This window comes from uncultured Nocardioides sp., from assembly GCF_947488025.1.
Classification (GTDB): domain Bacteria; phylum Actinomycetota; class Actinomycetes; order Propionibacteriales; family Nocardioidaceae; genus Nocardioides.
In genome coordinates, this window is the sequence record NZ_CANKYS010000001.1 from 213,843 (window position 1) to 239,709 (window position 25,867).

At 71.6% G+C, this 25,867-nt stretch carries 25 protein-coding genes; 15 read left to right on the top strand and 10 right to left on the bottom strand.

Annotated features, from left to right (window positions below; all coding sequences use genetic code 11):
* Window positions 1–29: 29 nt before the first annotated feature.
* Complete coding sequence (locus Q1B24_RS00990) at window positions 30–1,361, bottom strand: DUF2252 domain-containing protein (protein ID WP_299922253.1); 1,332 nt, start codon at window positions 1,359–1,361, stop codon at window positions 30–32.
* Between the two features lie 39 nt (window positions 1,362–1,400).
* On the opposite strand from Q1B24_RS00990, the gene tpx reads away from it, so the two are divergent.
* Window positions 1,401–1,898 carry a thiol peroxidase gene (tpx, locus tag Q1B24_RS00995; protein ID WP_299922255.1) on the top strand — a complete coding sequence of 166 codons (498 nt, stop codon included), beginning with the start codon at window positions 1,401–1,403 and terminating at the stop codon, window positions 1,896–1,898.
* A gap of 88 nt (window positions 1,899–1,986) precedes the next feature.
* Here the strand turns inward: tpx and Q1B24_RS01000 are convergent, their stop codons facing one another.
* Both Q1B24_RS01000 and Q1B24_RS01005 read right to left on the bottom strand, forming a co-directional pair.
* Window positions 1,987–2,631, bottom strand: coding sequence for an MOSC domain-containing protein (locus tag Q1B24_RS01000; protein ID WP_299922258.1), 645 nt, complete (start codon window positions 2,629–2,631; stop codon window positions 1,987–1,989).
* Window positions 2,632–2,647: 16 nt separating this feature from the next.
* On the bottom strand, window positions 2,648–3,019 hold the full coding sequence (locus Q1B24_RS01005) for a VOC family protein (RefSeq protein ID WP_299922260.1): 372 nt from the start codon (window positions 3,017–3,019) through the stop codon (window positions 2,648–2,650).
* A gap of 58 nt (window positions 3,020–3,077) precedes the next feature.
* Between Q1B24_RS01005 and Q1B24_RS01010 the strand changes: the two genes are divergently transcribed.
* Genes Q1B24_RS01010 through yidC form a run of 3 tightly spaced genes read left to right on the top strand, consistent with a single transcriptional unit; the run spans window position 3,078 to window position 5,933 of the window.
* Entirely contained in the window at window positions 3,078–4,742 is a 1,665-nt protein-coding gene (locus Q1B24_RS01010) for a phospho-sugar mutase (protein WP_299922262.1), read from the top strand.
* Window positions 4,743–4,771: 29 nt separating this feature from the next.
* Window positions 4,772–5,080: a hypothetical protein gene (locus Q1B24_RS01015; RefSeq protein WP_299922264.1), complete on the top strand. Its 309-nt coding sequence runs from the start codon at window positions 4,772–4,774 to the stop codon at window positions 5,078–5,080.
* 55 nt (window positions 5,081–5,135) lie between these two features.
* Window positions 5,136–5,933, top strand: a complete 798-nt coding sequence (gene yidC / locus Q1B24_RS01020) for a membrane protein insertase YidC (protein WP_299922266.1) — start codon at window positions 5,136–5,138, stop codon at window positions 5,931–5,933.
* Here the strand turns inward: yidC and Q1B24_RS01025 are convergent.
* On the bottom strand, window positions 5,923–6,864 hold the full coding sequence (locus Q1B24_RS01025) for an NAD(P)-dependent alcohol dehydrogenase (protein ID WP_299922268.1): 942 nt from the start codon (window positions 6,862–6,864) through the stop codon (window positions 5,923–5,925). The genes yidC and Q1B24_RS01025 overlap by 11 nt on opposite strands.
* An 82-nt stretch (window positions 6,865–6,946) precedes the next feature.
* Between Q1B24_RS01025 and Q1B24_RS01030 the strand changes: the two genes are divergently transcribed.
* Window positions 6,947–7,600, top strand: coding sequence for a TetR/AcrR family transcriptional regulator (locus tag Q1B24_RS01030; protein WP_299922270.1), 654 nt, complete (start codon window positions 6,947–6,949; stop codon window positions 7,598–7,600).
* Here the strand turns inward: Q1B24_RS01030 and Q1B24_RS01035 are convergent.
* Window positions 7,584–8,192, bottom strand: coding sequence for a hypothetical protein (locus Q1B24_RS01035; protein WP_299922272.1), 609 nt, complete (start codon window positions 8,190–8,192; stop codon window positions 7,584–7,586). The two genes, Q1B24_RS01030 and Q1B24_RS01035, sit on opposite strands and share 17 nt — an antisense overlap.
* Before the next feature lie 78 nt (window positions 8,193–8,270).
* Between Q1B24_RS01035 and deoC the strand changes: the two genes are divergently transcribed.
* The 3 genes from deoC to Q1B24_RS01050 are packed head-to-tail and all read left to right on the top strand — an operon-like array spanning window position 8,271 to window position 11,553.
* Complete coding sequence (deoC, locus tag Q1B24_RS01040) at window positions 8,271–9,248, top strand: deoxyribose-phosphate aldolase (protein WP_299922274.1); 978 nt, start codon at window positions 8,271–8,273, stop codon at window positions 9,246–9,248.
* 11 nt (window positions 9,249–9,259) lie between these two features.
* Window positions 9,260–10,693 (top strand): aldehyde dehydrogenase family protein, encoded by a 1,434-nt coding sequence (locus Q1B24_RS01045; protein WP_299922276.1) that lies wholly within the window; start codon window positions 9,260–9,262, stop codon window positions 10,691–10,693.
* Complete coding sequence (locus Q1B24_RS01050; protein ID WP_299922278.1) at window positions 10,693–11,553, top strand: aldehyde dehydrogenase family protein; 861 nt, start codon at window positions 10,693–10,695, stop codon at window positions 11,551–11,553. Before Q1B24_RS01045 ends, Q1B24_RS01050 begins: the two co-directional genes overlap by 1 nt.
* Window positions 11,554–11,730: 177 nt before the next feature.
* On the opposite strand, the gene Q1B24_RS01055 is transcribed toward Q1B24_RS01050, so the two are convergent.
* Entirely contained in the window at window positions 11,731–13,398 is a 1,668-nt protein-coding gene (locus tag Q1B24_RS01055; protein WP_299922280.1) for a substrate-binding domain-containing protein, read from the bottom strand.
* Between the two features lie 97 nt (window positions 13,399–13,495).
* Here Q1B24_RS01055 and Q1B24_RS01060 point away from each other — a divergent pair, with 97 nt between their 5' ends.
* Entirely contained in the window at window positions 13,496–14,110 is a 615-nt protein-coding gene (locus Q1B24_RS01060; RefSeq protein ID WP_299922282.1) for an ATP-binding protein, read from the top strand.
* Here Q1B24_RS01060 and Q1B24_RS01065 read toward each other — a convergent pair.
* Window positions 14,097–15,173: an adenosine deaminase gene (locus tag Q1B24_RS01065; RefSeq protein WP_299922284.1), complete on the bottom strand. Its 1,077-nt coding sequence runs from the start codon at window positions 15,171–15,173 to the stop codon at window positions 14,097–14,099. The two genes, Q1B24_RS01060 and Q1B24_RS01065, sit on opposite strands and share 14 nt — an antisense overlap.
* 49 nt (window positions 15,174–15,222) lie before the next feature.
* Between Q1B24_RS01065 and Q1B24_RS01070 the strand changes: the two genes are divergently transcribed.
* Window positions 15,223–15,675 (top strand): MaoC family dehydratase, encoded by a 453-nt coding sequence (locus Q1B24_RS01070; protein WP_299922286.1) that lies wholly within the window; start codon window positions 15,223–15,225, stop codon window positions 15,673–15,675.
* Window positions 15,676–15,691: 16 nt separating this feature from the next.
* Here Q1B24_RS01070 and Q1B24_RS01075 read toward each other — a convergent pair whose 3' ends face one another.
* The 3 genes from Q1B24_RS01075 to Q1B24_RS01085 all read right to left on the bottom strand — a co-directional run bounded on the left by Q1B24_RS01075 (window position 15,692) and on the right by Q1B24_RS01085 (window position 19,152).
* Window positions 15,692–17,281 carry a VWA domain-containing protein gene (locus tag Q1B24_RS01075; RefSeq protein WP_299922288.1) on the bottom strand — a complete coding sequence of 530 codons (1,590 nt, stop codon included), beginning with the start codon at window positions 17,279–17,281 and terminating at the stop codon, window positions 15,692–15,694.
* Window positions 17,282–17,386: 105 nt separating this feature from the next.
* On the bottom strand, window positions 17,387–18,682 hold the full coding sequence (locus tag Q1B24_RS01080; protein ID WP_299922290.1) for a thymidine phosphorylase: 1,296 nt from the start codon (window positions 18,680–18,682) through the stop codon (window positions 17,387–17,389).
* On the bottom strand, window positions 18,682–19,152 hold the full coding sequence (locus Q1B24_RS01085) for a cytidine deaminase (protein ID WP_299922292.1): 471 nt from the start codon (window positions 19,150–19,152) through the stop codon (window positions 18,682–18,684). The genes Q1B24_RS01080 and Q1B24_RS01085 overlap by 1 nt, the downstream gene beginning before the upstream one ends.
* 182 nt (window positions 19,153–19,334) lie before the next feature.
* On the opposite strand from Q1B24_RS01085, the gene Q1B24_RS01090 reads away from it, so the two are divergent.
* From Q1B24_RS01090 to Q1B24_RS01110, 5 genes are all read left to right on the top strand, one after another.
* Window positions 19,335–20,456 (top strand): BMP family ABC transporter substrate-binding protein, encoded by a 1,122-nt coding sequence (locus tag Q1B24_RS01090; RefSeq protein WP_299922294.1) that lies wholly within the window; start codon window positions 19,335–19,337, stop codon window positions 20,454–20,456.
* Window positions 20,457–20,554: 98 nt separating this feature from the next.
* Window positions 20,555–22,078: an ABC transporter ATP-binding protein gene (locus tag Q1B24_RS01095; RefSeq protein ID WP_299922296.1), complete on the top strand. Its 1,524-nt coding sequence runs from the start codon at window positions 20,555–20,557 to the stop codon at window positions 22,076–22,078.
* Window positions 22,075–23,313 (top strand): ABC transporter permease, encoded by a 1,239-nt coding sequence (locus Q1B24_RS01100; RefSeq protein ID WP_299922298.1) that lies wholly within the window; start codon window positions 22,075–22,077, stop codon window positions 23,311–23,313. The genes Q1B24_RS01095 and Q1B24_RS01100 overlap by 4 nt, the downstream gene beginning before the upstream one ends.
* Entirely contained in the window at window positions 23,310–24,611 is a 1,302-nt protein-coding gene (locus tag Q1B24_RS01105) for an ABC transporter permease (protein WP_299922300.1), read from the top strand. The genes Q1B24_RS01100 and Q1B24_RS01105 overlap by 4 nt, the downstream gene beginning before the upstream one ends.
* Before the next feature lie 110 nt (window positions 24,612–24,721).
* The gene (locus Q1B24_RS01110; RefSeq protein WP_299922302.1) at window positions 24,722–25,858 is read left to right on the top strand and encodes a CDP-glycerol glycerophosphotransferase family protein; all 1,137 of its coding nucleotides are present in this window, start codon (window positions 24,722–24,724) and stop codon (window positions 25,856–25,858) included.
* Window positions 25,859–25,867 lie beyond the last annotated feature (9 nt).

Sequence of the window (25,867 nt, forward strand, 5' to 3'; positions counted from 1 at the left end):
CCACGCGGTCCGCGAGGGTCGGCCCGGGATCAGGTCGCCGCTATCCCGACCCGGCCCTCGCGGAAGGCGTCGACGAACAGGGCGTGGTCCTCGCGCACGCGGACGGCGTACGCGATCCCCCAGTCGCACAACCACGCGACGAACTCGTTGCGGCGTCCCTCCAGCGACGCGGCGATCGCCTGCTCGACCTGGAAGTCGACGAGGTCCTGCTCGCTGTCCTCGTCGGAGGCGCAGTGGATCTTGGCGGTCGCGCGACCGAGCAGGTCCACGACGGCGCGCATGTCCTCGGGCTCGTTGATCTCGCTCCAGTCGAGGTCGACCTCGTAGGGCGAGATCTCCGAGACGACGAACCCCACGCCGTCGATGCTCGTGTGGCCGAGGAGCGGGTCGGTGTGCACCTGCAGGGCCCGCTGGCTGACCACGGTGCGGTGGCCCTCGTGCTCGAAGTAGGCGTCGACACCGCTGGTGTCGACGAAGCGGCTCACGGCCGGGATGTTGGCCTGCTTCATGCTGAGCACGACGTCGTTGTCGAGCGCCTGGCTGTAGCCCTCGACCAGCACGTTGTACGCCGGCAGCCCGGCGCTGCCGATGCCGAAGCCCGACTTGCCCACGACGTCGCGCAGCTCGTAGAACAGCGCCCGGTCGAACCGCTTGGACTCCGGGATGGTGTCGAGGTAGGAGCGGAAGGCGGCGACCACGGCGGCGCGCTCCTCCCGCGGGAGACGCCAGGCGGTCGCGTCCTCGGCGAAGCGCCGGGTGCCGCGCTGCAGGACGGTGACGTCGTCGAGGAGGTCGGCGCGGCGCATCTCCCGGGCCACCGTCAGGGCGGTGAGGATGGGGCCGTCGGCGTTGTCGATGCGGATGGCGAAGTCGTGGTCGTCGTCGGAGGCGACGTAGTGGTTGACCTGCGCGAGATAGCTGCGCACGTAGCGCGCGACCAGCTTGCGGATGGCGTCGTCCGGGAGCGCCTTCTGCCAGCCGACCAGAGCCAGGCTCGCGGCGAAGCGCTGGAGGTCCCAGGTGAACCGGCCGAGGTAGGCCTCGTCGAAGTCGTTGATGTCGAATATCAGCCGGCCGTCGGAGTTGAGGTAGGTACCGAAGTTCTCGACGTGGAGGTCGCCGTGGATCCAGATGCGCTCCGCGCCGTGCCCGGCCCAGTCGTCGTCCTCCGCCGTCACGTCGTTGTAGAACAGGCAGGCGCTGCCGCGGTAGAACGCGTGCGGGTCGCTGGCCATCTTGCGGTACTTGGCGCGGAACGCCGCGGGATCCGCCCGCATCAGGGGCGCGAACGCGTCCTGCAGCACCCCGATGATCACCTGGGTACGAGCGTCGGTGCGGGCGTCGGTTCGCGCAGTGGCCATGCCGGCACTCTAGGACCGGGGGGCCGATAGGTTGGGGCCATGGCAACCACACAACTCGGCCCCAACACCATCAGCACCGTGGGCGAGCTCCCCGCGGTCGGCACGAAGGCTCCCGGCTTCGAGCTCGTCGACTCGAAGTTCCAGGCCCTCACCGACGCCGACGTCTCCGGCAAGCGCGTCGTGCTCAACATCTTCCCGAGCATCGACACCGGCGTGTGCCAGGCGAGCGTCAAGAAGTTCAACGAGCTCGCCGCCGGCCTCGACGACACCGCGGTGGTCTGCGTCTCCCGTGACCTGCCCTTCGCGCAGGCCCGCTTCTGCGGTGCCGAGGGGATCGACGACGTGCTGGTCGGCTCCGCCTTCCGCTCGTCGTTCGGGCATGACTACGGCGTGGCCATCGACGGCGGCGGCTGGGACCAGCTCTTCGCCCGCGCCGTGGTCGTCGTCGACGCCGACGGCACCGTGCTCCACACCCAGCTCACCGACGCGATCGGCGACGAGCCCGACTACGACGCAGCGGTGGCCGCGCTCGGCTGATCGACCGGCCCCTTTCCGCGCGACCGTGGCCGCGGACCCTCCTCGGGGTCCGCGGCCACCGTCGTCTGCGGCCACGGTCGAGCGGTCGCTACTGGCGCGCGGCGAGCCAGTCGTGCTCGACCTGCGGCAGCAGCCCCGAGGCCAGGAAGGTCGCGGCAAGGTCCTTGTCGCCCATCAGGGCGCGGAAGTACGCCGGCAGCCTCAGGCCGTGCCCAGGCCGGTGGACGACCTCGATCGCGTCGCCCGCCCGGATGGCGCCGGGCTCGACGACGGAGAGGTAGGCGCCGGTCAGGCCGCGCTCGGCGAAACGGCGTACCCACGCCCGCTCGGCCATGTGCTTGGCGAAGGTCGCGCACGGGATGCGCGGCCCGCACACCTCGAGGAGCGTGCCGCCGACCTGCCACCGCTCCCCCACCTCGGCGGTGTCCACCTCGACGCCGGCGGTGGTGAGGTTCTCGCCGAACATGCCGTCGGACAGGCCGCGGCCGAGGTGCTCGCCCCACCAGTCGAGCTCTTCGCGGGCGACGGCATAGACGGCCTGCGTGGTCCCGCCGTGGTGCTTGCGGCTGATGACGGCGTCGCCGACGACGCCGCTGCCCAGCCCGCCCCGCTTCGGCCCTGGGTCGCGCACCTCGATGCTGTCGACCGGGCGCTTGTGGATGCCGCTGGGCCGCTTGAGCCCGGGGACCGGCCCGGCCGTGCCGGCGTTGACGGAGCGGACGACGGCTGGCACCCGCACACGCTAGCCGTCAGGAGTCGCCGGAGTGGCAGACGGCCTCGATGTTGTTGCCCTCGGTGTCGCGCACGAAGGCGCCGTAGTACGCCGGGTGGTACTCCGGCCACAGCCGGGGCTCGTGGAGCGACTCCGCCCCCGCAGCCACCGCCTCGGCGTGCCAGGCCCGCACCGTGGCGGCGTCCGCGGCACGGAACGCCACGTGGACCTCGCGGTTGGGCCCGACCCCCTCGAACGTGCTGATCCAGAAGTCAGGGGCCTCGGTGCCGTAGCCGATGGCCTCGTCGAAGTCCATGACCCGGCGGTGGCCGAGCACGCCCAGGACGCGGTCGTAGAACGCCGCTGCGCGCGGCAGGTCGGTGCAGTTGATGCCCAGGTGATCGATCATCCGTCGATGGTGGCACCGCCCACCGACATCCGCCTCCGGGTGGGGATAGCGTGCGTCCATGACCGACCGGACCGTCCCCACCGACCTGCTCGAGACCGCCCGCGCCTGGGCCGCCGAGGACCCCGACGAGCAGACCCGCGCCGAGCTGGAGACGCTCGTCGCCGCGGCCGAGCGGGGCGAGGAGACCGACCTCGACGACCGGTTCGCCGGCACCCTCGAGTTCGGCACCGCCGGCCTGCGTGGCGCGCTGGGCGCCGGTCCCAACCGGATGAACCGGGTCGTGGTCACCCGCGCGGCGGCCGGCCTGGCGGCCTACCTCCGCGACACCGGCCACGCCGGCGGGTCCGTGGTGATCGGCTTCGACGCCCGCCACAACTCCGACGTCTTCGCGCGCGACACCGCGGAGGTCATGACCGGCGCCGGGTTCAAGGCCCTGGTGATGCCGCGGACGCTGCCCACGCCCCTGCTGGCGTTCGCGATCCGCGAGCTCGGCTGCGCGGCCGGGGTGATGGTCACCGCCAGCCACAACCCGCCGCAGGACAACGGCTACAAGGTCTACCTCGGCGACGGCAGCCAGATCGTCCCGCCCGCCGACAGCGAGATCGCGTCCCGGATCGCCGCCGTCGGCCCCCTCGCCGAGCTGCCGCGCGGCGACGCCGGGCGCATGGTGGGCGAGGAGATCATCGACCGCTACCTCGACACCGTCGCCGGCCTGGCCGAGGACGGGCCGCGCGACCTGCGCGTCGTCTACACCCCGCTCCACGGCGTCGGAGGTACGACGGTCGCGCAGGTGCTCGAGACCGCCGGCTTCGACGCCCCGCACGTCGTCGAGCAGCAGGAGCACCCCGACCCCGACTTCCCGACCGTCTCGTTCCCCAACCCCGAGGAGCCGGGCGCGATGGACCTCGCGATGGCGCTCGCGGCCGAGCACAGGGCCGACCTCGTCGTCGCCAACGACCCCGACGCCGACCGCTGCGCGGTCGCCGTCCCGGACGTCCACGGCTGGCGGATGCTGCGCGGCGACGAGGTGGGTGCCCTGCTGGCGCACCACCTGATCGCGCGTGGGCGGACGGGCACCTTCGCCAACTCGATCGTGTCCTCCAGCCTGCTCGGCAAGATGGCCGCCGCGGCCGGGCAGCCGCACGAGGAGACGCTGACCGGCTTCAAGTGGATCGGCCGGGTCGAGGGGCTCGCGTTCGGCTACGAGGAGGCGCTGGGCTACTGCTGCGACCCCGAGCACGTGCGGGACAAGGACGGCGTCTCGGCGCTGCTGCTCGTCTGCGAGCTCGCCGCGCAGGCCAAGGCCGAGGGCCGGGGGCTCACCGACATCCTCGACGACATCGCCCACCAGCACGGCCTGCACGCCACCGACCAGCTCTCGGTGCGCTTCGAGGACCTCGCCGACATCCCCGCGACCATGGACCGGCTGCGCAGCACGCCGCCCACCTCCCTCGGCGGCCTCGCCGTCGAGCAGGTCGAGGACCTCTCGGAGGGGTCGGCCGCCCTGCCGCCCACCGACGGGCTGCGCTACACGCTGGCCGAGGGGGCCCGGGTGATCGTGCGTCCCAGCGGCACCGAGCCCAAGGTCAAGTGCTACCTCGAGGTCGTCATCCCCGTCGAGGACGGCCCCGACGGCAGCGGTCCCGACGCGGCCCGCATCTCCGCCGCCGGCCGGCTCGACGCCATCAAGGCGGACCTGCGGGGCGCGGCCTTCGGGGGGTGAGCCCGGGGTCGAGCCGCTACCCTCGGACCATGGTCCGGACCGCCGCCGACGCAGCAGCACGCGCGCGCCTCGCGCTCGTGCTCGCGCTGGTCGGCATCGCGTCCGCCCTCACCGCCGCCTCGCTCGACCCGACGGCGACCGCCCAGACGGTCGTGGTGATGACCGCACTCTCCGCGGCCACCGCCCTCGCCGGCGTGCACTGCCTGCTGGCCGTGCCCGACGCCGGGCTCCACTCGCTCCGGCCGCGCCGACGCGCCGCCGACATCCCGCTCGTGCTCGCCGGACGGACCACCGACGTGGTCCACCCGGTGCGGCCGCGCGCTCCTGGACGCGTCTGACCCGTCGCCCCGCGCGACGTCGTACAGACCCTTCCACCTCGTCCAGGAGACACCCATGTCACCACTCGCCCCGATCAAGCACGCCCTCGCCTCGGTCCTCGCGACCACCCACGACGCCCTCACCGCGCTCGGCGCCCCCGCCGACTCCGCCGTGACCTGGGTCGTCGGCATCGCCTCGCTCGTCGTCCTCGTCCGGCTCGCGCTCCTCCCCTTCGTCATCCACGGCGTCCGCCAGGCGCACGCTTCGGCTCGCGCCCGGCCCCACCTGATGGGCATCACGGAGCGCTATCGCGGCCGCACCGACGCCGAGAGCCTGCGCGCCCACATGGACGAGCGACGAGCCGTGTCCGCCGAGCACGGGGTGAGCCGGCTCGGCTGCCTGCCGGTGCTCGTGCAGCTGCCGGTGTGGCTCGGTCTCTACCACCTCGTGTCCGAGGTGGCCTCCGGTGTCGCCGTCGGCGCGATGGGGCCGGGCCTCGTCTCGTCGTTCGGCGCCGCCTCGGTCGTCGGCGTCTCGCTCGCGGGCCACGGCTACCTCGGCTCCGGCGGCCTCCACCTCGCGGTCGTGGCCGGACTGGCGGTGACCGCGGCCGCGCTGTCGTACGTCACCCAGCGCTTCGTGGTCGCGTCCAACACCTCGGTCGAGGGCATGCCGGAGGCGATGGTCGCCGCGCAGCGCATGATGCCGGTGATGTCGGCGGGCGGGCTGCTCCTCGCCGGCGGCGTGGTGCCGGTGGCGCTGCTCTTCTACTGGGTGTGCAGCTCGACGTGGACGCTCGGCCAGTCCGCGGCCGTCGCGCGGTGGTGGCCCACACCGGGTACGGCCGCTGCCGCTCGTCGCGTCACGGTGTGACGACCAGGTTGCCGACCTTGCGGCCGGAGTCGACGATGCGGTGCGCCTCGACGATCTCGGCCAGCGGCAGCGTCCGCCCGACCACCGGCTGCAGCTCCCCCGCCGCGAGGCGCGCGAGCAGCCACGCGAAGTCGGCCGGGTCCTCCGGCCAGGGGCCGGCGCGCACCTGGCCGCGCGCCAGGACGGTGTCGACCAGGCCAGCGACGGCGAGCACCAGCACGCCGGAGGGTGCGAGCAGGCGGCGCCCGGAGCGGCGGTCGAGGTTGCCCACGGCGTCGAGCACCACGTCGTACGCCGCGGGCAGGTCGTGCACGGACGTCCGGCCGTGGTCGACCACCTCGTCGGCGCCGAGCGAGCGCACCAGGTCCGCGTTGCGCTCGCTGCAGACGGCGGTGACGTGGGCTCCGGCGAGGTGCGCGACCTGCACCGCAGCCGTCCCGACAGCCCCCGAGGCGCCGTTGACGAGCACGCGGCGACCGGGCCCGACGACGTCGCGCAGGACGTGGTGAGCCGTGCTGCCGCCGAAGAGCACCGCGGCGGCGTCCGTGAGGGCGACGCCGGCGGGCACCCGGGTGAGCCGGTCCGCGCGGACGGCGGCGAGCTCGGCGTGCGCACCCATGGCGGCGCCCGTCATCCCGGCGACCTCGTCGCCCACCGAGACCCCGGTGACGCCGGGTCCGACGGACTCGACCACGCCGGCGTGGACCACGCCGAGGACGGACCGGCGCGGCCCGCTCCACCCGAGGGCCAGCCGCCCCGGCAACGCGAAGCCGCGCGGGAAGCGGCACCCGCGGATCCGGGCGTCCCCGGAGTTCACGGTCGTCGCCCGCACACGCACGACGACCTGGCCCTTGCCCGCGACCGGGTCGGGCACGTCCCGCACCGAGACGACCTCCGGCGGTCCGTACCGCTCCGCGACTGCTGCCTTCACGACCACTCCCACCTTACGGCTGTAAGTCCGACGGGACGAGAGTAGCCTTACGCCCGTAAGTCACGCACCCGAGGAGACCCGCTTGTCCAGACCACCGCTCTCCCCCGAGCGCGTCGTCGACGCCGCCAGCCGGGTCGCCGACGTCGCCGGCCTGGCCGGGGTGAGCATGCGCAGCGTCGGTCGCGAGCTCGGCGTCGAGGCGATGTCGCTCTACCACCACGTGGCCAGCAAGGACGCGCTGCTCGACGGCCTCGCGGACTGGGTCTTCGCCCGGGTCGCGACACCGGTGCAGGACGGCCCGTGGCGTGCGGAGATGGAGGCGCGCGCCCGGTCGGCGCGGAGCGTCCTGGCAGCGCACCCGTGGGGGCTCGGGCTGATCGAGTCGCGGCGCTCCCCCGGTCCGGCCACCCTCGGTCACCACGACGCCGTGATCGGCTGCCTGCGGACGGCGGGCTTCTCCGTCGCGCTGGCCGCGCACGCCTACTCGGTGCTCGACGCCTACGTCTACGGGTTCGTGCTGACCGAGGTGAACCTGCCCTTCCAGCCCGGCGAGTCGGCCGACGACTTCGTCGACGGGCTCGGTGACGCGCTCGCCGACCACCCGCACCTCGCCGAGATGGTCGCCACCCAGGTGGCCGGTCGCGACTACGCCTACGGGAACGAGTTCGACTACGGGCTGGCCCTGATCCTCGACGGCCTCGAGGCGCGCTTCGGCGAGCTCACAGGAACAAGCTGACCACCAGCAGCACGGCCGCCGCCCCGATGAGCGCGAGAGGGACGATCGCGGGCTCACGGCGTACGGCGTCGGGCAGCGCGCGCTGCTCCTCGGAACCGGCGGTCACCCCCGCACGCTCCCGCGCTGCGTCGACGAGCTCGCGGAGCCGGTGCTCGGCCCAGTCGGCGTACTTCATCCCCTCGCGCGGACCTTCCACGGCGGCGGGATCCCGACGCGAGGTGGCCGTCTTGCGCCACGTGCGACCCAGCACGGTGCTCACCAGCCGCCGGTCGCCGGCGCGGACGGCCAGGACCTGCCGCAGGACCATCTCCTCGACCGCGGCCAGCCGGATGTGGACCGTCTCGCCGAGGTTGCGCATGACGAGGTGCTCGTCGGTGACCCACAGCGCCGGACGCAGCATCGACGCCCACGCGAGCACGCCGCCCAGCAGCGCGGCGGCCGCCACCCACAGCGGGAAGCCCTGGTCGCGGTAGACCACCGCGGCGAGGACGAGCGTGGCACTGAGTGCCACCGCGGCCCACCCGGAGAGCCGTCCGCTCGTGGGCTGGAACCGCTCCACCACGGCCTCACCGTCGTCCTGCAGGCGTGCCATGGTCTCCTCGTCGTTTTGGGCAGACATTGGCCCCCTGCGGATTGCCGGGGGCGTCCGCGCCAACTCTATGCTGGGTCGGTGACGCCCACTCCCAGCTCAACGGCGAGCTCCCCCTCCGCGACCGGGGTCTTCGACGACGTCGTGCGCTCGGAGTCCTCGCTCCGCCGCTTCCTCCACGGACTCCCCGGGGTCGACCAGGTCGGGTGCGAGGCCCGCGCCGCCGGCCTGGCGACCCGATCGATCAAGACCACGTCGAAGGCCTACGCCATCGACCTGGCCATCCGGATGGTCGACCTGACCACGCTCGAGGGCCAGGACACCCACGGCAAGGTCCGCGCGCTCGCGTCCAAGGCGATGCGTCCCGACCCCGCCGACCCGACCTGCCCCGCCACCGCGGCCGTCTGCGTCTACCCCGACATGGTCGCCACCGCCAAGCAGACGCTCGGCGAAAGCGGCGTCCACGTCGCGGCGGTCGCCACGGCGTTCCCGAGCGGCCGCGCGGCGATGGACATCAAGCTCGCCGACACCCGTGACGCCGTCGAGGCCGGCGCCGACGAGATCGACATGGTCATCGACCGCGGCGCGTTCCTGTCCGGGCGCTACCTCGACGTCTACGAGGAGATCGCTCAGGTCAAGGAAGCCTGCGGGGACGCGCACCTCAAGGTGATCTTCGAGACCGGCGAGCTGCAGACCTACGACAACGTCCGTCGCGCCAGCTGGCTCGCGATGATGGCCGGCGGCCACTTCATCAAGACCTCCACCGGCAAGGTCCAGCCCGCCGCGACGCTCCCGGTCACGCTGATCATGCTCGAGGCGGTCCGCGACTTCCGCGAGCAGACGGGCCAGATGGTCGGCGTCAAGCCCGCCGGCGGCATCAAGACCACCAAGGACGCCATCAAGTACCTCGTGATGGTCAACGAGATCTGCGGCGACGACTGGCTCGACCCCGACTGGTTCCGCTTCGGCGCCTCCACGCTGCTCAACGACCTGCTCATGCAGCGCACCAAGATGACGACCGGCCGCTACTCCGGTCCCGACTACTTCACGCTGGACTGAGGTCGATAACCATGGCATTCGAGTACGCCCCCGCACCCGAGTCGCGCGCGATCGTCGACATCAAGCCGTCCTACGGCCTGTTCATCAACGGCGAGTTCGTCGACGGCACCGGCACGTCGTTCAAGACGGTCAACCCCGCGAACGAGGAGGTGCTGGCCGAGGTCGCCGAGGCCAGCGACGCCGACGTCGACGAAGCCGTCAAGGCCGCCCGCCGCGCCTACACCCGCGTCTGGTCGCGGATGTCCGGCGCCGAGCGCGCCAAGTACCTCTACCGGATCGCCCGGATCATCCAGGAGCGCGGCCGCGAGCTCGCCGTCCTGGAGTCGATCGACAACGGCAAGCCGATCAAGGAGTCGCGCGACGTCGACGTCCCGATCGTCGCCGCCCACTTCTTCTACTACGCCGGCTGGGCCGACAAGCTGCAGTACTCCGGCTACGGCTCGACCCCGCTCGGCGTCGCCGGCCAGGTCATCCCGTGGAACTTCCCGCTGCTGATGCTGGCGTGGAAGATCGCCCCGGCCCTGGCCTGCGGCAACACCGTCGTGCTCAAGCCCGCCGAGACCACCCCGCTGACCGCGCTGCTCTTCGCCGAGATCTGCCAGCAGGCCGACCTGCCGCCCGGCGTCGTCAACATCGTCACCGGCGCCGGCGACACCGGTCGCGCCATCGTGTCGCACCCCGACGTCGACAAGGTGGCCTTCACCGGCTCCACCGAGGTCGGCAAGGCGATCGCCCGCACCGTCGCCGGCACCGACAAGAAGGTCACCCTCGAGCTCGGCGGCAAGGCCGCCAACATCGTCTTCGACGACGCTCCGATCGACCAGGCCGTCGAGGGCATCGTCGACGGCATCTTCTTCAACCAGGGCCACGTCTGCTGCGCGGGCTCGCGCCTGCTGGTGCAGGAGTCGGTGGCCGACGAGGTGCTCGAGCGGCTCAAGCGCCGCATGTCGACGCTGCGCATGGGCGACCCGCTCGACAAGAACACCGACGTGGGCGCCATCAACTCCGGCGAGCAGCTCATGCGCATCCGCGAGCTCTCCCAGGTCGGTGACGCCGAGGGCGCCGAGCGCTGGGAGGTCGCGTGCGACCTGCCCACCAAGGGCTTCTGGTTCCCGCCGACGATCTTCACCGGCGTCTCGCAGGCCCACCGCATCGCCCGCGAGGAGATCTTCGGCCCGGTGCTGTCGGTGCTGACCTTCCGCACGCCGTCCGAGGCGATCGAGAAGGCCAACAACACCCCGTTCGGCCTGTCGGCCGGCGTGTGGACCGACAAGGGCTCGCGCATCCTGTCCATGGCCAACCGCCTCCGGGCGGGAGTGGTCTGGGCCAACACGTTCAACAAGTTCGACCCCACCTCGCCGTTCGGCGGCTACAAGGAGTCCGGGTACGGCCGCGAGGGCGGTCGCCACGGTCTCGAGGGCTACCTCAAGGGAGCTGACAGCTGATGTCCCGCATCGACGTGCGCAAGACGTACAAGCTCTACATCGGGGGTGCGTTCCCCCGCTCGGAGTCGGGTCGCTCCTACGTCGTCAACGACGCCAAGGGCCGTCTGCTGGCCAACGCCGCCCAGGCCTCCCGCAAGGACGCCCGCGACGCCGTCGTCGCCGCACGCGCAGCCTTCGGTGGCTGGTCCGGCAGGACGGCCTACAACCGCGCCCAGGTCGTCTACCGCATCGCCGAGGTGCTCGAGGGCCGTCGCGAGCAGTTCGAGGCCGAGATCCGCGCTGCAGAGGGCGTCACCCCGGCCAGGGCACGCGCCTCCGTCGACGCCGCGATCGACCGCCTCGTCTGGTACGCCGGCTGGGCCGACAAGATCACCCAGGTCGTCGGCAACGCCAACCCGGTCGCCGGCCCGTTCTTCAACCTGTCGACCCCGGAGCCCAGCGGCGTCATCGCCGTCGTCGCCCCGCGCGGCTCCCTGCTCGGCCTGGTCAGCGTCGTCGCGCCGCTGATCGTCACCGGCAACACCGTCGTCGTCATCGCCAGAGAGGACAACCCGCTCACCGCCATCACGCTCGGCGAGGTGATGGCCACCAGCGACCTGCCCGGCGGCGTCGTCAACGTGCTGACCGGCTCGCAGGCCGAGATCGCCCCGTGGCTCGCCTCCCACATGGACGTCAACGGCATCGACCTCACCGGCGTCGAGGACGACGAGCTCGCCACCGAGCTCGAGGTGGCCGCGGCCGACAACCTCAAGCGCGTACGCCGTCCCGCCCCGGACACCGACTGGCTCGTCGAGCCGGGCCTGGACCGGATGACGCAGTTCCTCGAGACCAAGACGGTCTGGCACCCGATCGGCGTCTGAGCCGCGCACCGCACGCACGACGAGGCCCCCGGAGCGAGCGCTCCGGGGGCCTTCGTGCTGGATCGAGGTCGCACCTGGTGGGGTAGTCCGACACCTGTTGGCCGTTGCAACGGCCAACAGGTGGCGGACTCCCCGCTCATGCGGGGACTCCCCGATCAGGGAGGAGAGACTCTCCGATCAGCGGTTGAGCAGCGCCGAGGCGAGCACCCCGAGGATCTCGTTGGGGTTGTTCACGAGGTAGTTCTGACCGCCGGTGGCGGCCGCGATCTGCTCGAGCTCACCGGTGTCGGCGTCCTGCGAGATGCCGATGATGATCACCTTGACGGGCTTGGCCGGGTCACGCAGCGACTTGAGCTGGTTGACGAGCGACTCCAGCGAGAGCGAGCTCGAGTCGTCGCTCGCGCCGTCGGTCATGATGACCACGGAGTTGAACCACGCCGGGTCCCACATCTCCTGGGCGTGCTTGTAGGCGGCCAGGGTGGTGTCCATGACACCGGTCCCGCCCCGCACCTTGCCGGGGAGGGCGTCGGCCTCGGCCCGGACCTCCTCACCGTGGCTCTTGCCGTCGGCACCCGGGGCGTCGAGCCGCTCGAGGGGCGAGTACTCGGCGTACGACGCACCGTTCTCGCCGCGGTTCTTGGAGAAGCCCCAGATGCCGATGCGGGCCTGCGCCGGGAAGGCGTCGAGCGCCACCTGGGACGCCGTCACCGCGAGCCCGATGCGGGTGGTGTCGCCGATGGCCATCTTCATCGACCCGGAGAGGTCGACCACGGCGAGGATGCTGGAGGGCACCGAGAGCACGCGCCACTGGCGCAGCGTGTCGTCGGTGGTCTTCTGCGGCACCTTGGCGAGCACGGGCGCGCTGCCGAGGCCGATGTCGTTGGGCAGCGGGGCGCCGTCGGGACCGCGGAGCTCCGCGGCTGCGATGGCCTCGATGCCGGCCGCCGAGGAGAACCAGCGGCCGAGCGCCCGGCCCACGCGGGCCGACAGGTCGCCGCCGGAGGAGAGGATGTCCTTGCTGCCGCGGTTCACGTCGATCAGCGGGTACTGCAGCATCGGCACACCGGTCCGCGGAGCCACCAGGGCGAGCTGGTCGTTGCTGCGACGGGCGGCCAGGTAGGCCTGCTCGGTCGCCGGGACGAGCTGGGTGCTGGAGGCGGTGATGGTCGAGAGGTCGGTCTCGTTGGCGCTGCCGGCCACGGCGCGCTCGCCGTAGGTCTGGGCGACCGGGACGGTCTTCTCCTCGATGGTCAGCGCGGTCTCGCCCGTCTTCTTCATCTCGGCGTAGGGCGCGAGCAGTGCGAGCGCGGAGGCACCCTCGGCGCTCGGGTCGGCCATCGCCAGGCTGCCGCCGTCGAGCACGGCGGACCAGGAGGCCGGGGCCTTGGCCGCGGGACCGCCGATGAGGCCGACCGGCGTCTGGGCGAGCACCTCGGCGATCGGCGTACCGGTCCCGCCGGCGCTGGTGAGCTGGCCCTTCCAGGTCGGGCTGTCCGGGATCCAGATCTCGGGCAGCTCGGCATTGGGGTCGCTCAGCAGGGCGACGACGTCCTTCACGCTGCCGGCGGTGACCTGGATGTCGATGCAGGGCTCGTCCTGGTTGACGTCCTTGACGGCCTTGTTGACGAGGTCCTCCATCACCGGGGCGGTGGTCAGCGTGACCACCTCGGAGATGCAGTCGGCCCCCTTGGGCTCGCCGCTGGCCCCGCGCACCGCGAAGAAGCCGACGAGACCCACGACGAGCGCCAGCGCGAGCCCGCCCAGCACGAAGGTCTTGGCGGGGCGCCCAGCCGGGCCGCCGGAGCCGTCCGCGGTCTCGGGTGCGGTCGAGTCGTCGAGACTCATGGAGGTCCTCCCACAGAGGTGTCGATCGGGGGTCTGGGCGAGACTAAGGTCAAGCCCTCGAGCCCCGTGGCCGAACGACGAAATGAGTTCGCAACAAATGAGCACAGCCCAGGTGGTCGTCCTGGCCGGTCCCAGCGGCGCCGGGAAGTCCCGGCTCGCCGAGCGTCTCGGACTCCCCGTCCTGCGCCTCGACGACTTCTACAAGGACGGCGACGACCCCTCGCTCCCCCGCATCACCACCGGCGCCAACGCCGGGCTCGTCGACTGGGACCACCCGGACTCCTGGCACGAGGCCGACGCACTGGCCGCGCTGCGCCAGCTGTGCGCCACCGGCCGCGCCGAGGTACCGATCTACGAGATCGCCCTCAACGGGCGCTGCGGCACGCACACCGTGGACCTCGGCGGCGCCACCCGCTTCGTCGCGGAGGGCATCTTCGCCCCGGACGTCGTGGCCGCCTGCCGGGAGGAGGGGATCCTCGCCGCCGCCTACTGCATCACCCAGCACCCGCTCGTGACGTTCTGGCGCCGCCTCACCCGCGACCTGCGCGAGCACCGCAAGCCGCCGCTGGTGCTCGTACGCCGCGGGCTGGCTCTGCTGCGCGACCAGCAGCGGGTCGTCTCCCACGCCGTACGCCAGGGGTGCCGGCGGGCGACGGGCGACCAGGCCTACGCCGAGCTGTCCGCCGGCACCGACGCTGCTAGCCGGCGATGAGGGCGGCGTAGCCCGGCTTGACGACCTCGTCGATGAGGGCGAGCCGCTCGTCGAAGGGCAGGAAGGCCGACTTCATCGCGTTGATGGTGAACCAGCGCAGGTCCTCGAACGTGTAGCCGAACGCCTCGACCAGGCCGAACATCTCCTGCGTCATCGACGTACCGCTCATCAGGCGGTTGTCGGTGTTGACGGTGACCCGGAAGCGCAGGTCGGTCAGCAGCCCGATCGGGTGCTCGGCGAAGGACTCGGCGGCCCCGGTCTGGATGTTGGAGCTGGGGCACATCTCGAGCGGGATGCGCTTGTCGCGGACGTAGGCCGCCAGCCGGCCCAGCTCGACCGAGCCGTCGTCGTGGACGGTGATGTCGTCGATGATCCGCACGCCGTGGCCGAGCCGGTCGGCGCCGCACCACTGGATCGCCTCCCAGATCGACGGCAGTCCGAAGGCCTCGCCGGCGTGGATGGTGAAGTGCGCGTTCTCGCGCTGGAGGTACTCGAAGGCATCGAGGTGGCGGGTGGGCGGGAAGCCCGCCTCGGCGCCGGCGATGTCGAAGCCGGCGACCCCGCGGTCGCGCCAGGCGATGGCCAGCTCGGCGATCTCCATCGAGCGCGCCTGGTGACGCATCGCGGTCAGCAGCTGGCGTACGACGATCCTGCCGCCGCTGGCGGCCATCGCGGCGTCGAATCCCTCCTGGACCGCGGCGACGACCTCGTCGAGGGTCAGCCCGCCGCTGACGTGCTGCTCCGGCGCGTAGCGCACCTCGGCGTAGACGACCCCGTCGGCGGCGAGGTCCTCGACGCACTCACGCGCCACCCGCGCGATCGCGGGGCCGCTCTGCATCACCGCGACGGTGTGGTCGAAGGTCTCGAGGTAGCGCACCAGCGAGCCGGAGTCGGCCGACTCGGCGAACCAGCGGCCCAGCGACTCCGCGTCGGGGGCCGGCAGCTCGTGGCCGGCCTCGGCGGCGAGCTCCACAATTGTCTGTGGACGCAGCCCGCCGTCGAGGTGGTCGTGCAGCAGGACCTTCGGGGCGGCCTGCACCTGGTCGCGGGTGGGAGTGCTCATCCGGACATCCAATCAGGGCCCGCCATGGTCAAGCACTATGTTCGTGCGCATGCGCACCTTCACCACCCTCGACGAGGTCGCCGACGCCGCCGGGTCCGAGATCGGCACCAGCGAGTGGCTCGTCGTCGACCAGGACCGGATCGACGCCTTCGCCGACGCCACCCTCGACCACCAGTGGATCCACGTCGACGTCGAGGCAGCGGGCGCCGGGCCCTTCGGCACCACCATCGCCCACGGGTTCCTCACGCTGAGCCTGCTCCCCCACTTCGCCTCCCAGGTCTTCCGGCTCGAGACCCCGGGCGCCCGGCTCAACTACGGGCTGGAGAAGGTGCGCTTCCCCGCCCCGGTGCCGGTGGACAGCCGGTTGCGCTCGCACGTGCGCTTCGGCGAGGTGCGCGAGCTCGCCGCCGGCAAGCAGCTCGTCGTCGAGCACACGGTCGAGATCGAGGGCCACGACAAGCCGGCCTGCGTGGCCGCGCACGTCGTGCTGCTCCTGGCCTGACGGCGGGCCCGGTCGGTCACCGCGAGAGCACCGCCTGGGCGAACACCCCCAGGATGTCCTCGGGCTGGGCCGCGAGGTAGGCCTCGCCCCCGGTGACGCGCGCCATCTGCCGCAGCGCGTCGAGGTCGGCGTCGCCGCTGATGGCGATCCCCACCATCCGCACGGGCCGGTCAGGATCACGCAGCTCCTCGAGACGCTGCAGCAACGCCTGCAGACCGATCGAGCCGGGATCCTCGTTCTGGCCGTCGGTCATCAGGACGACCGCGTTGGAGTATTGCGGCCGATAGCTGCGCAGCGCCTCCCGGTAGGCCGCCAGCGCCGTGTCGTACAGACCGGTCCCGCCGTCGGTCAGGCCGGGCATCTCGGCGGCCCACTCGCGCAGGGCGTAGCGCTGGGTGCGTCCGAAGCGCAGGTCGTCGAGGCGCCGGATCGGCTCGAGCTCGCGCCAGTCCTGCCCCGGTCCTCCCTTCTCGATCGAGAACACCCACAGCCCCACCCGGGCGTGGTCGGGCAGGAAGCCCAGACCGATCCGGGCCGCATCGGCCAGCAGGTCCATGCGTGAACCGGTGCCGGCGTCGAAGTCCATCGACCCCGACGCATCGACCACGGCGAGCATCGCCGACGGCACGCTGAGCGAGCGCCACGACAGCACCGCCTCGCCGATCGCCTTCGCGGACGGCGCCGGCAGCGTCCCTCGCACGTCGTCAGGGCTGCGGAGCCCCTCGGCGGCGACCAGCGCCTGCCCCTCCTCGCCGGCGAGGTAGGAGCCGAGCGCGCGGGCGAGCGCGCGTGATCCCTCGGCCGCCTCCCGACTGAGCGTGAGGGGGAAGTCGAGTGCCGGTGAGCCGACGTCCGGGGTGAGGTCGCGCAGGTCGTCGCGGCCCTCCACCGTGCTGAAGTCCTGCTCGGTGGCGACCACCAGGCGCGGAGACCTCCGGACGAACATCGCGGGCTGCACCGCGTCGTCCTCACCGTTCACCCGCCGCGCACCCTGTGCCTGGGCGAAGGGCACCAGCATCTGCTGGGACTCCGCGCGGCTGCGACCGATCGACCGCGCCTCCACACCGGGCGCGGTGAGGGCCAGGGCGCCCGCCACGGACGATTCGGGGTCCGGCGTGGACACCAGGCCGGACGCCTCGGCGTCACCCCAGGACGGCCACCGGCGGGCTCGGTCGCCGCCCACCAGCAGGACCGGTGTGTTGGCCAGGCTCCTGACCAGCAGCCGCGGTCGGGTGGCCTCGCCGAGGTAGGCCTCGGTGGTGAGGACGTGCGCCTCCGGAATCCAGATGTCCGGCAGCTCACCGCCCATCGAGACGCCCTGGGCGACGGCGATCCCCGGGCGCATCGCCGGGGCGACCTGCACGCAGTCGGGCGTGACGTCCGCGAGGGCGGCCACCACGACGCCGTACATCTCCGGGGCGACCGCGACGTCGACGTTGCGGAACTCGGCGCACCCGTCGGAGGCCGCGGCCCCGCCGTCGTCGCGTGAGAGGGCCAGCCAGGTGGCACCCGCACCGACCGCCAGGCCCGCCACCAGCACCACGGCCGCCAGCACGGCAGTGGACATCGTCGCGCGGCCGGGTCCACGCTCGTCGTTGGTCTGCATGGGCTCCCCCAAGATCCCTAGGTAAAGAAACGCTAGGCAGGGGGCCGACCGGATCGATTGTTACTGGCCGGTCATCGTCAGACTTGGGGAGAGCGGTGCAGCGGGTCAGCCGATCCGGTCGAGGACGATCTCGCAGCGTGCGTCCGCGGCGGCGTCGCCCTCCGCGGACGACACCGACCAGCCGCCCTCGAGGGAGGCAAGCGCCCGCTCGAAGCGCTCCGGCTCGTCGGTGAGCAGCGTGAACAGCGGCGCCCCCTCGGTGACCTGGTCGCCGGGGCGGGCGTGCCACACGACGCCGGCACCGGCCTGCACCGGGTCCTCCTTGCGCGCCCGACCGGCTCCGAGGCGCCACGCGGCCATGCCGACCGCCATCGCGTCGAGGCGGGTGAGGGTGCCGCTCGTCGGCGCGGTGACGACGTGCGACTCCTTCGCCTGCGGGAGCGCCGCGTCGGGGTCGCCGCCCTGCGCGCGGATCATCCGCTTCCACGCGTCCATGGCCGAGCCGTCGGCCAGCCTGTCGGCCGGGTCGACGTCGTCGCGACCGGCTCCGGCGAGCATCTCGCGGGCCAGGGCGAGCGTCAGCTCGACGACGTCGGCGGGGCCACCGCCGGCCAGCACGTCGACGGACTCCTGCACCTCGACCGCGTTGCCCGCCGTGAGACCGAGCGGGGTGGCCATGTCGGTGAGGAGCGCGACGGTGTGCACGCCCGCGTCGGTGCCGAGTGCCACCATCGTCTCGGCGAGCTCGCGCGCGGTGGCGAGGTCCTTCATGAAGGCGCCGCTGCCGACCTTGACGTCGAGCACCAGGGCACCGGTCCCCTCGGCGATCTTCTTGCTCATGATCGAGCTCGCGATGAGCGGGATCGCCTCGACGGTGCCGGTGACGTCGCGCAGGGCGTACAGCTTCTTGTCCGCCGGCGCGAGGCCGTCGCCGGCCGCACAGATGACCGCGCCGACGTCCTCGAGGATCGCGAACATCTCCTCGTTGCTCAGCGCGGCGCGCCACCCCGGGATCGACTCCAGCTTGTCGAGCGTGCCGCCGGTGTGGCCCAGACCGCGGCCGGAAAGCTGCGGGACGGCCACGCCGCAGGCGGCGACGAGCGGGGCGAGGGGCAGGGTGATCTTGTCGCCGACCCCGCCGGTGGAGTGCTTGTCGGCGGTCGGGCGCGACAGGCCCGAGAAGTCCATCCGCTCCCCCGAGGCGATCATCGCGCCGGTCCAGCGCGAGATCTCGCGGCGGTTCATGCCGTTGAGCAGGATCGCCATCGCGAGCGACGACATCTGCTCGTCCGCGACGTCCCCCCGCGTGTAGGCGTCGATCACCCAGTCGATCTGGCTGTCGGTGAGCTCGTGCTTGTCGCGCTTGGCGAGGATGACCTCGACGGCGTCGTGGGCGGCCACTACTCGGTTCCTTCCGATGCTGCGTCGGCCACGTGGGCCAGGTCGTCGGGTCCGAAGGCGTCGGGCAGCACCTCGGACATGGGCTTGACGCCCGAGACGGTCCAGACCAGCAGGTCCCGACCGCCGTGCTCGAAGAGCAGCTGGCGGCACCGGCCGCACGGCATGATGATCTCGCCCTCGCCGTTGACGCACACGAAGTGCGTGAGCCGGCCGCCACCCGTGGCGTGCAGCTGCGAGACCACTCCGCACTCGGCGCACAGCACGACGCCGTACGCCGCGTTCTCGACGTTGCAGCCGACCACGAAACGACCGTCATCGGAGCGTGCTGCCGCGCCCACCGGGTAGTGCGAGTAGGGCGCGTAGGCCCGACGCATCACGTCGACGGCCTGCTCTCGGAGGCGGTCCCAGTCGTCCTGACCCCAGTCGTGCGCCACCGTGTCGTCCGCCCTGTCGTCCGCCCAGTCCTCCACGCGGACACTATGGCGCATACGGGAGAGCCACCGTCTTTGGCAGGTCTCGCCGAAAGATCTCCGGCGGGTTTTAGGTCTCAAACGCATTTCAGAAGTCGCGAACCGCGTGACGGGGTGCCCGGTGGCAGGCATCATGCTCCCGGAAAGCGACCCCACTCCGGGGGCACGAACTTGGAGGCATTGTGAAGAAGTCGAGAAAGGTCGTCTCGAGCGGCCTCGTGGCCCTGCTGGCGGCCGCGACCCTGGCGGCATGCGGCGACGCGCCCGAGGAGGAGACCAGCACCGGGAGTGGGGACGACAGCAGCGCGGCTGCCAGCGACTTCCTGCCGTGCATCGTGTCCGACGCCGGTGGTTTCGACGACAAGTCGTTCAACCAGCTCGGCTACGAGGGCGCCAAGCAGGCCGCCGACGAGCTCGGCGTGGAGCTGAAGGACGTGGAGTCCAACAGCGAGAACGACTACGGCCCGAACCTGGAGGCCCTGGTCAGCCAGGGCTGCGACGCCATCGTCACCGTCGGCTTCGCGCTCGCCGCGGCCACCAAGGAGTCGGCCGCTGCCAACCCCGACATCGAGTACGTCCTGATCGACGACTCCGCGGACGGTGGCGAGGACGGCCAGACCTTCGACGGCGAGGCCGACCAGCCCAACATCAAGCCGCTGCTCTACGACACCGCGCAGGCCGCGTTCCTTGCCGGCTACGCCGCTGCCGACACCACGAAGACCGGCAAGGTCGGCACCTATGGTGGCCAGCCCTTCCCGACCGTCACCATCTTCATGGACGGCTTCAAGCAGGGCGTGGAGTACTACAACGAGGAGAAGGGCAAGAAGGTCGAGGTCGTCGGCTGGGACGGCGAGAACGGTTCCTTCACCGGTGGCTTCGAGGCCAACGAGGCGGCCACCAGCACCGCCAAGCGCATCCTCGACCAGGACGTCGACGTGATCCTTCCGGTCGGCGGCCCGATCTACCAGGGCGCGCTGACCGCGATCGAGGACTCGGGCAAGGACGTCGCGATGGTCGGCGTGGACGCCGACCTCTTCGAGACCGACCCCAACACGCAGGAGGTCGTCATGACCTCCATCCTGAAGAACATGAAGGTGTCCACCTACGAGGCGATCATGGCCGCCGGTGAGGACAACTTCGACTTCACGCCCTACGTCGGCACGCTGGAGAACGACGGCGTCGGCGTCGCCCCCTTCCACAACTGGGAGAGCAAGGTGTCCGACTCGCTCCAGGGCGAGCTCGACGAGGTCAAGGCCGGCATCATCGACGGCTCCATCGAGGTCACCTCGTACCTCAACCAGTAAGCAGCTCCACCAGACGGGGGGAGGTCGACGCGAGTCGGCCTCCCCTCGCTCTTGCCCGACCCTCCCCCGCCCCTGGCACCTGCATAGGATGCGATCCCATGAAGCTCGAGCTCCGTGGCATCACCAAGCGCTTCGGCAGCTTGGTGGCCAACGACAGGATCTCCCTGACCGTCGAACCCGGCGAGATCCACGCACTCCTCGGTGAGAACGGCGCTGGCAAGTCGACCCTGATGAACGTCCTCTACGGCCTCTACCGCGCCGATGAGGGCGAGATCCTGCTCGACGACGAGGTGCAGCACTTCACCGGACCCGGCGACGCGATGGCGGCCGGCATCGGTATGGTCCACCAGCACTTCATGCTCATCCCCGTCTTCAGCGTCGCCGAGAACGTCATGCTCGGCAACGAGTCCACCGGCTTCGCCGGCACCCTCGACCTCGACGCCTCCCGCGCCCGCGTGACCGAGATCTCCGAGCGCTTCGGCTTCCACGTCGACCCCGACGCGCTCGTCGAGGACCTGCCCGTCGGCGTCCAGCAGCGGGTGGAGATCATCAAGGCGCTCTCCCGCGACGCCGAGCTGCTCGTCTTCGACGAGCCCACCGCGGTGCTGACCCCCCAGGAGACCGACGAGCTGATGGAGATCATGCGCCAGCTCCGCGAGGCCGGGAAGGCCATCGTCTTCATCACCCACAAGCTGCGTGAGGTCCGTGCCGTCGCGGACAAGATCACCGTGATCCGCCTCGGCAAGGTCGTCGGCGAGGCCGAGCCCACGGCGTCCAACGCCGAGCTCGCCGCCATGATGGTCGGCCGGCCCGTCGAGCTGGTGGTCCACAAGGACCCGCCGAAGCTCGGCGAGGAGGTGTTCGCCGTGAAGGACCTGCGCGTCGTCAACGCCACGGGCCACGTCCAGGTCGACGGCATCACCTTCTCCATCCGGGCCGGTGAGGTCCTCGCCGTCGCCGGCGTGCAGGGCAACGGACAGACCGAGCTCACCGAGGCAATCCTCGGCTTGCAGGAGCATGTGACCGGCTCCGTGCGCCTCGACGGCAAGGAGCTGCTCGGCAGGTCCGTGCGCCAGGTGCTCGACGCCGGCGTCGGCTTCATCCCCGAGGACCGCCAGGAGGACGGCCTCGTCGGCAACATGACCATCGCCGAGAACCTCATGCTCAACCGCAGCTTCGCCCCGCCCTTCGTGCGCCGGGGGTCGCTGCAGATCGACAAGCTGCGCGCCTTCGCCGAGGAGAAGCTGCAGCAGTACGACGTCCGCGCGCGCGACATCGACACCGCATGTGGCAACCTCTCCGGCGGCAACCAGCAGAAGGTCGTCGTGGCCCGTGAGCTCTCGCGCGACCTGCGCCTGCTCGTCGCCGCGCAGCCCACCCGCGGCGTGGACGTGGGCTCCATCGAGTTCATCCACAAGCAGGTGGTCGCGACGCGCGACAGCGGCGTACCCGTCCTGGTGGTCTCGACCGAGCTCGACGAGGTGGTCGCGCTCGCCGACCGGATCATGGTCCTCTACCGCGGTCGGGTCGTGGGCATCGTCCCCGGCGACACCCCGCGCGAGCAGCTGGGCCTGATGATGACCGGCGAGCGGCCGAAGGACCTCGAGGGAGACGTGGCGTGAACGACGCAGTGACCAACGACCAGGCCCCGGCCCCCTCGGAGAAGGACGCCGACAAGCCCGACGCGCCGGAGCCCGGCAAGGGCCATTCCGTGATGCGGCAGATCGTCGCCGGGGACGTCTTCGCCGGCGTGCTTGCCGTCGTGCTGGCTGTGCTGGTCGGCTCGATCATGGTCGCCGCGACCGACGACGCGGTGCGCGAGTCCGCTGGCTACCTCTTCGCCCGGCCGGGCGACTTCCTCTCCGCCGTGTGGGACGCCGTGTGGGGCGCCTACACCGCGCTCTTCCGCGGCGCCGTCTACAACAACCTCGTCAGCGACTTCTCCACCCAGATCCGGCCGCTGACCGAGACCCTGAAGTTCGCCGCCCCCCTCATCGTCGCCGGGCTCGGCGTGGGCCTGGGCTTCCGCGCCGGCCTGTTCAACATCGGTGGTCGCGGGCAGATGCTGCTCGCCGGCGGAGCTGCCGGCTACGTCGGCTTCAACTTCGACCTGCCGACCTTCATCCACCTCCCGCTGGCGATCCTCGTCGGCATGGTGGTCGGCGCCCTCTGGGCGGGCATCGCCGGCCTCCTCAAGGCCCGCACCGGCGCCCACGAGGTGATCGTCACGATCATGCTCAACTACGTCGCCTACTACCTGCTCTTCTACGCCCTCTCCAAGGAGGGGCTCCTGCAGGCGCCCGGCTCGGCCAACCCCAAGTCGCTGCCGATGAAGGAGTCGGCGGTCCTGCCCGACATCCTCGGGGACCGCTTCAACCTGCACCTCGGCTTCGTGCTCGCCCTGGTCGCGGTGGCCTACGTCTGGTGGCTGCTCAACCGCTCGGCCCTCGGCTACCGCATCCGTGCCGTCGGTGAGAACCCCAACGCCGCCCGCTCGGCCGGCATCGACGTCGGTCGGACGTGGGTCACGGTGATGCTCCTCGCCGGGGCACTCGTCGGCCTCGCCGGTGTCAACCAGGTGCTCGGCACCGTGCCGGACGGCGTCACCCTCGACCTCGACGCCAGCATCGGCTTCGACGCCATCACGGTGGCCCTGCTCGGTCGGTCGCGACCGCTGGGCATCCTCGCCGCCGGTCTGCTGTTCGGTGCCTTCAAGGCGGGCGGCTTCTCGATGCAGGCGGCCGAGGGCATCCCCGTCGACATCGTGCTGGTCGTCCAGTCCCTGATCGTCCTCTTCATCGCCGCACCCCCGCTGGTGCGGGCGATCTTCCGGCTGCCGGCCAAGGAGGCCAAGTGAGCACCCTGACCGACCCGACCTCGACCGGCGCGTCGCCCGGTCCGGCGGCACCGACCGGCGAGGTCGTCACCCTCGTCTCCCGCAAGACGCCCGTGGTGCTCGGCGTCCTGACCGTCGGCCTCGCGCTGATACTCCTGTTCCAACCGGAGTCCGGCGAGACCACGCTCCGCCTCGCTCGCGAGACCGATTTCTTCCAGCTGCCCGACCTGACGCTGCCGACCATGCCGACCGCCTGGGCTCTGACCATCGTGTGCGCCCTGCTCACGGGCGAGTCCGTGCGCCGCTACCTCGCGAAGAAGCGCACCCCGATGTGGCTGGTCGCGATCTACGCCATCGCCTGGATGACCGGGTTCCTGGTCTGGGCCGCCGTCGGCGAGACCCTGCCGGTGGTCGGCCTCCTGGCAGGCTCGCTGGCCCTCGCCGTCCCCCTCGTCTTCGGCGCCCTCGGCGGCGTGCTCGGCGAGCGGGCCGGCGTGGTCAACATCGCGATCGACGGCCAGCTGCTCTTCGGCGCCTTCGCCGCCGCGGTGGTCAGCTCGATGACCGGGTCGCCCTGGCCCGGGCTGCTCGCCGCCTCGATCGCCGGCGCGCTCGTCGCCCTGATCCTCGGCCTCTTCGCGATCAGCTACTTCGTCGACCAGATCATCGTCGGCGTGGTGCTCAACGTGCTCGTCATCGGCATCACGAGCTTCCTGTTCAGCCAGGTGCTGGCCCCCAACGCCGCCGACCTCAACACGTCCGCCCGCTTCAAGGTGGTGCCGATCCCGGTGCTGGGAGACATCCCCCTGATCGGCCCGATCCTCTTCCGCCAGACCCCGGTGGTCTACGTGCTCTACATCGCGGTCGCGGTGGTCACCTTCGCCCTCTACCGCACCCGCTGGGGCCTGCGCGTCCGAGCGGTCGGCGAGCACCCGATGGCCGCCGACACCGTCGGCATCAAGGTCAACCGCACTCGCTACCGCACGATCCTCATCGCGGGAGCGGTCGCCGGCCTCGGCGGGGCCTTCTACACCCTGGTCTCGGTGCCGCAGTTCAACCGCGAGATGACCGGTGGCGCTGGCTACATCGCTCTCGCGGCGGTCATCTTCGGCAAGTGGGACCCGATCCGGGCGACCCTGGCCGCGCTGTTGTTCGGCTTCGCCTCCAACCTGCAGGGCGTCCTCTCGGTCATCGGGTCGCCCGTTCCGAGCCAGTTCATGCTCATGCTGCCCTACGTCGTGACGATCTTCGCCGTGGCCGGCCTGGTGGGCCGCTCCCGGCCGCCGGCCGCGGACGGCGTGCCCTACCGACCGCAGTAGGTGTGACGCGAGATTCCAGCTCCAGGAGGGCCCGGCGCCGTGCGCCGGGCCCTCCTGCGTCCTGTGGGACAACGGCCCCTCCCCTGCGCGGTCGCGAGTAGGATTTCGTCGTGAACGACGTGTGCGTGATCGCCTACTTCGCGGGCGACCCGACGAGGACCTACCAGCTGGCCCAGTGGCTCGAGGTCCTCGAGGTGCTCGACCGGGTCCACCCGGTCGGCCTCGTCCTGCGCGACCCCGACTCGGCCCGGCTGATCGGGTCGCGCACCGACCTGACCGTCCTCACCGCACCGACGTTCCCCGAGCTGACCGAGCTCTATGCCGAGCTCGACGCGAAGGTCGTCCTCTACTGCAACAACTCGGTGCTCAACTTCGAGTCGCTGCTCGACAGCCGGATGCTCCACGTTCACGTGAACCACGGCGAGAGCGACAAGCAGTCCATGGCCAGCAACAACGCCAAGGCCTACGACCGCGTGTTCGTCGCCGGCGACGCCGCGGTCCAGCGCTACCTGACCGGGCTGCTCGACTTCGACGCCTCCCGGCTGGTCCGCGTCGGCCGACCGCAGCTCGACCTCCCCCGCACGCCGCTGCTGGCGCCCAGCACGCGACGCACCGTGATGTACGCCCCCACCTGGGAGGGCGACGCCGACTACAACGACTACACGTCGGTCGACTCGCTCGGCGAGTCGATCGTCCGCGCGATCCTCGAGGTGCCCGAGGTCCGCCTGGTCTACAAGCCGCACCCGAAGGTCACGACGAGCCTCACCCCCGCGATCGCCGACGCGCACCTGGCGATCATGCGACTCATCGACGAGGCCGGGCGGCTCGACCCGACCGCCGGGCACACCCAGGTGCTCACCGGTGACATCCTCGCCGTGATGCCCGGCTGCGACGCGATGGTCACCGACGTGTCCTCGGTGGGTCTGGACTGGCTCTACCTGCACACCGACAAGCCGATCCTGCTCACCGATCCCCACGGCGACCTCGAGGCGCTGCACCACCAGGCACCCGTCAGCCGCTGCGCCGACGTCGTCGGACCCGACGACGTGCCCGAGCTCGCCGCGCTGCTCGGCGACCGGCTCGAGCACGACGAGCACCACCTCGCCCGCGTCGCCATGCGGCACCACTACTTCGACGACCTCGCCGTCGGCGAGAGCACCGGCCGCTTCCTCGCCGAGGTGAGCCGCCTCGTCGCGCTCCGCGACGAGCTGCTGACCGGCGGCACGCAGGCCGCGATCACGGCCTGAGACGAGCCG